A 5530-nucleotide genomic window follows, 5' to 3' on the forward strand; every position below is an offset into this window, starting at 1 on the left:
TTGGCAGCATTGTTTACCGCCCATTTTATCGGATTATACGAACCAAACATCCGTCAGGGGTTCTACGGATTCAATGCACTGCTTGTCGGAGTCGGACTTGGAATCTATTTTGAACCGGGGCTTTTGCTTTTTTTGATGGTTTTGGTATCGGGGATTTTGACAGTATTCATTTCAGTGACTTTGGAAGGGGTTTTGGGCAAATACGGCCTCCCCTACCTGAGCATTCCCTTTATCCTTGTTTTTTGGATGATCAGACTGGCTAGCAGGGAATTTGGAGAATTGGGACTGAGTGAAAGAGGGGTCTATGTCCTGAATGACCTCTACCTCATGGGCGGCAGGGAATTGGTCAGGATCTACGAATGGTGGAACCAAGTCCCCATGCCGGTTTCAGTGAAAGCTTATTTCCTTTCTCTTGGAGCCATATTTTTTCAGACCAATGTCATCGCAGGGTTTCTTGCAGCAGTTGGCGTCCTGATCTATTCCCGCATCGCTTTTACCCTTTCGCTTTGGGGATTTTACATCGCTTATGTCATGTATATGTTGTTGGGTATCCCCTTTTCCGAAGTGTCATTCAGCTACATCGGATTCAACTATATCCTGACCGCCATCGCCCTAGGGGGATATTTCATCATCCCCAACAAGAGCTCTTACCTTGGTCTCATTGCCATCATCCCTGTGGTCATGATTTTGGGGATTGCCCTGCAGCAGCTCTTCAACCTGATCTATCTCCCTGTCCATTCCTTTCCTTTCAACCTTGCTACCCTGACATTCCTGTACGCGCTGAAGTTCAGGGTAGACAACAGGATCGGTCTCAGCACCATCTTTTGGCAGCAGAATTCTCCCGAAAAAAACCTGTACACCTTCAGCAACTTTATGAAAAGGTTCGGTGAAGATAGCCCGGTACCCATTTACCTTCCCTTCTTTGGGGAATGGACCGTAACCCAGGGACACAACGGGGCCTATACCCACAAAGACGATTGGCGCCATGCATGGGATTTTGAAATCAAGGATGAACAAAACAAAACCTTCAGGAATGAAGGAGATTTCCCTTTGGACTATTACTGCTATGACAAAAATGTGATCTCTCCCGCAGACGGGACGGTGGAGACTGTGGTCAACGACATTCCGGACAATCCCATCGGCGCCAACAACCTCGACAAAAACTGGGGAAATACCATCATCATCAAGCATGCCGATTTCCTCTACAGTAGCTTAAGCCACCTCAGACAAGGCTCGATCCTGCCAAAACCCGGAGACAAAGTGAAAAAAGGAGAAGTCATCGGAAAGTGTGGCAACTCAGGAAATTCCCCCTATCCACACCTTCATTTTCAGATCCAGGCGACACCACATATCGGATCCAAAACCATCGACTATAGAATCACCGATGTATGGATGAGGATCAAAGGGGAAGAAAAACTGATGTCCACCATCAACCCGCCCGTAGATGCCGTAGTCAGTTCCCTACTTCCAGAAAATGGCCTCAAAAAAGCCTTCTCCTTTGTAGTTGGAGACAAACTCCACTTTGAAACCGAAGACGGAAAACTTTACGAATGGGAAGTCAAGAGGGATTACAGCCTCAACAAATACCTTGAATGCAGGACGACAGGCTCCAAAGCCTACTTCAAACTTGATGAGGCCATGCTTCATTTTACCCATTTCGAAGGAGACAGAAAATCCCTGCTCTATGACTTCTATCTCTCCGCCTATAAGATGAGCTTCGGTTTTACCGATAGGCTGAAGCTCCAAGACAGCTTCCCGGTACACATGGTTTTCCATGTCAATAAAATCTTTCTCCAGGATTTCATCGCCCCTTTTTACCAATACCTCAAAGGGGAATATATCCTGAACTACCCCGAAAAAAACAAGGGCTTTTCCACCAAACCCCTTTCCCTAAAGGGTCAAATCCTCAAAAAATCCTGGGGAAGAACCTTGGATCTCTCGGAGTTTGAATTTGTCCTGGACGAAAGCGGACTTCAGACATTTCGTTTCAAAAATCACAAAAAACAAATCCTGGCAACATGTATCCACGATCAATAATGCTCGGAATGCTCATCCTTGGACTCTTTGCCTTTCCCGCAATGGCCCAAAAGCAAAAAAGCCTTTCACAGGTTGAAACGGAAACCTATTCCTATTTTCAGCAGAAAGATTGGCCGCTCCTGATCCAAGAGGGCAAAAAAGCCCTGGAGGAAGGAATAGATTACTACTACCTCAGGGTGAGATTGGGGATTGCCAATTATGAGACAGGCAATTACCATGAGGCTTCGACCCATTTGGAAAAGGCAATCAAAATGAACAGCGGCGAGGAATACCTTCAGGAATACCTCTATTATGCCTACTTATGGGCAGGAAGGTCTGCCGATGCAAAAGTGGTCGCTTCCGGTTTTTCTCCTGCCATGAAGCAAAAGACGAAAACCGAATCTTCCAAAATCATCGAAAAGATTGACCTTGCCTACAACTACACCGGCCTGATTGACAAAAAAGTGGCGGATGATTTTACCGCTCCGATCAGCCCCGACCTGGAAGGAAGTCAGTTTATTCCAAACCAACACCACTATGCATTTGTCGGCTTGCAGCTTGGCCTCGGCCCAAGGTTATCCATCTTTCAGGGTTTTTCAGGCCTGAATGCCAGCCACCTGCTCTATACCCAATCCGAAGGTGAAATCCTGCTTGACAGAGACTACCAATCCAACCTTTTCCAATACTATGGCGCTGCCAACATCCTTTTGGCAAAAGGCCTTAGCCTCATGGGAGGGATTCATTACATCAACATCAATTATTCCATCCCTGAACTGTCTGAGGCAGGACAAGGTCCCAATGTGACTGTCCGGGAGATCTCGCAGACAGACAATGACATGGTGTTTTTTGGCTCCCTCTACAAAAGATGGAATTATGTCAGCCTCGGCGCCACCTACTACCACGGTACCCTTGCCAATGCCCGGCAGGACCAACAGGACTTCAAACTCCTCTTTTACCCCAAGGGAAACCTTGACCTCTATACCATCTCCGTGGTATCCCACCAAAGACAGCAAACCGACACAAGCCCCACAACAAACCGCTTTGTCTTTGAACAGCAGATCGGTACCAAATTCAACAACAACCTTTGGCTGGAAGCTTATGCTTCCTTCGGAGAAATGGAAAACTTCCTGCTCAATGACGGCATTGTGGTCTTCAACAGGCTGGACAAAATCACACAAAGAATCGGCGGCAGGGCCATCATCCTGCCCAATCCAAGGTGGAGCATCACCCTGGATTACACCTTCTTTACCAATGAAAGTGAATTCAAAACTTCCGGGTCCGATTCCGAACCCATCAACTTACAGCAATATAACCTTCAATCCATAACCGGCATCCTATCATGGAGATTCTAGCAAAAACCCCAAGACACAAAACCAACCTGATCGTAAAGACAGAAATACTGGTTTTGGCATTTCTGATCGCCCTGATCACCGCATTCAATGCGCATGCACAGGACAAAGTCACCGAAGCATTCAGGGAGAGCTACAGCCTTGAAAAATCCCAAAACTTCAACGGCGCCATCGACAGACTCAAGGCTGTCTACCAGTCAGATTCCTATGAACTCAACCTCAGGTTGGGTTGGCTGCACTATCAGGCTTCCAAGCTTGACCTATCTGTCGAGTACTATACCAAGGCCGTAGACCTCAAACCCTATGCCGTCGAACCCAAACTCGGCCTCGTTCTCCCCCTGTCTGTACAGGGAAAATGGGACAAAATCCTCGACATCTACGGCCAAATCCTAAAGAATGACCCACAGAACAGCCTCGTCAATTACCGCGTCGGACTGATCTACTACAACCGCGGGGAATTTGCCAAGGCAGATCCCTACCTGGAGAAAGTCGTCAACCTCTATCCTTTTGACTATGACGGACTGATCCTCCTGGCATGGAACAAACTCAGCCTCCAAAAATCCCGTGAAGCCAAAATCCTTTTCCAAAAAGTCCTTCTGAACAATCCCGGAGACGAATCTGCCACGGAAGGACTCAAACTGATCAAATAAAAACCGCCCAAAGCAAAATCCATTTGCTATGTAAAATGATGTGATTATGATTCCCAAAAAATATATTATCCTGACCTTATTGCCCGCAATGATTTGGATCGGCACTTTGATTTACCTGAACCAACAAAACAAAAAAACAGTACAGGTGTCCGACCCAACAGGCGATCTCCACCTTGACGGCATGGTATTGATGGACAAATACTGCTTTGCTTGTCACCATCCCGAAATGAGCGGAGGACATGCCGGCAGGACAGGTCCGCCGATGTTCAAAGTACGGGAACATTACTTCAGGGAAGGGATCTCAAGGGAGGATTTTGTCAATCCCATCATCGCATATGTGCAGCATCCCGATCAGGAAAAATCCAAAATGCCCGGCGCCATCAGAAACTTTGGGCTGATGCCTCCCCTGACGATAGACCAAGAAGAACTCGAACGCATCGTCAATTACATCTATGAGCATGACCTTTCCTCCGAGGAATGGAAAGACAATTGGAGGCAATTCAAAAAGCAGACAGAAGCAAATGCAGATTCCTCAAAATGATGAATTTAATCTCACGCAGAGCCGCTACCACGCAAAGGTAAAATCCAATACCTCAAGGTAAAATCCATTGCGCCCCTTGCGAAACCTTCGGGTCCATTGCGGTAAAATAAAATCTCATGTAGGAATGTTTTTATCCCGCAAAGTCACAAAGCCGCAAAGAAAAAAGTGGGAATAAGCTCCTAACTTCCAAAAATCCCAACTTCCCTACCTCTCCTACTTCTGAAACACCCCGTAAATCGTAATTCGTAAATCAAAATTCAAACATCCCAACCTCACTCCGGCCTATACTTCATCTGAATCCCTCTCAAAAAATTCCTCAGGATTTGATCTTTAAGTAATCTATATTGATCCTGTGTCGGTTTACGGAAAAAAGCACTCAGCTCATGCTTGCTGATGTTGACATTTACCTTGGCCAAGATCTCCAGGATCTCATCATCCTTCATGTTAAGGGCAATCTTCAATTTTTGGAAGATCATGTTGTTGGTCAGGGTCTTCTCCGCCACCGGTTCGACGCCTTCCCGCTTGCCCCTCCGGTCGATGATCAGGCCGTTGAGAAAATACGCCAAATCCTTGTCATAGATCCCTTTGTACTCCGGGTCTTCCTCCCGCTTCAGCCAATTACTCACCTCAGCCCTTGTGACGGTTTTGCCGCCCAAGCCAAAAAGCGCAATCATCTTGTCATCACCAAAATCAAAAGTATAGCGGAGGCTGCGGAGAATATCGTTGTTGGTCATTTTTAATTATTCATTTTCAATTCTTAATTCTTCATTCTTAAAAGGGTAAAGATGCCGGATTAGGGGAAAGATTCCAAATGAGAGTTGAAAGTGAAAGGTGAAAAGTAAGAGGTCTGTGTCCGTCATCCTGAATGAGGAATGAGTGAAGGATCTCTTATTGGAATGAAAAATGATGAATGACAAATTATGAATGAGACCTTCCCTGATGGGTTTCAATTTCCACCTGCTTTAGCTGGTGGT

The 5530-nt window shown here is 46.3% G+C and carries 5 protein-coding genes; 4 read left to right on the plus strand and 1 reads right to left on the minus strand.

Annotated elements, in window-relative coordinates:
- The 4 genes from ACZFYI_RS14810 to ACZFYI_RS14825 all read left to right on the plus strand — a co-directional run.
- Positions 1 to 2037 (plus strand): urea transporter (locus tag ACZFYI_RS14810; RefSeq protein ID WP_462524903.1); only part of this gene is annotated, 2037 nt, incomplete at its 5' end.
- Positions 2019 to 3368 carry a tetratricopeptide repeat protein gene (locus ACZFYI_RS14815; protein ID WP_462524904.1) on the plus strand — a complete coding sequence of 450 codons (1350 nt, stop codon included), beginning with the start codon at positions 2019 to 2021 and terminating at the stop codon, positions 3366 to 3368. The genes ACZFYI_RS14810 and ACZFYI_RS14815, both read left to right, overlap by 19 nt.
- Positions 3356 to 4015, plus strand: coding sequence for a tetratricopeptide repeat protein (locus tag ACZFYI_RS14820; protein ID WP_462524905.1), 660 nt, complete (start codon positions 3356 to 3358; stop codon positions 4013 to 4015). The genes ACZFYI_RS14815 and ACZFYI_RS14820 overlap by 13 nt, the downstream gene beginning before the upstream one ends.
- A 46-nt stretch (positions 4016 to 4061) precedes the next feature.
- Entirely contained in the window at positions 4062 to 4556 is a 495-nt protein-coding gene (locus ACZFYI_RS14825; RefSeq protein WP_462524906.1) for a hypothetical protein, read from the plus strand.
- Between the two features lie 272 nt (positions 4557 to 4828).
- Here the strand turns inward: ACZFYI_RS14825 and ACZFYI_RS14830 are convergent, their stop codons facing one another.
- Positions 4829 to 5290, minus strand: coding sequence for a YehS family protein (locus tag ACZFYI_RS14830; RefSeq protein ID WP_462524907.1), 462 nt, complete (start codon positions 5288 to 5290; stop codon positions 4829 to 4831).
- Positions 5291 to 5530: the final 240 nt, after the last annotated feature.

The organism is Aquiflexum sp. (assembly GCF_977115555.1).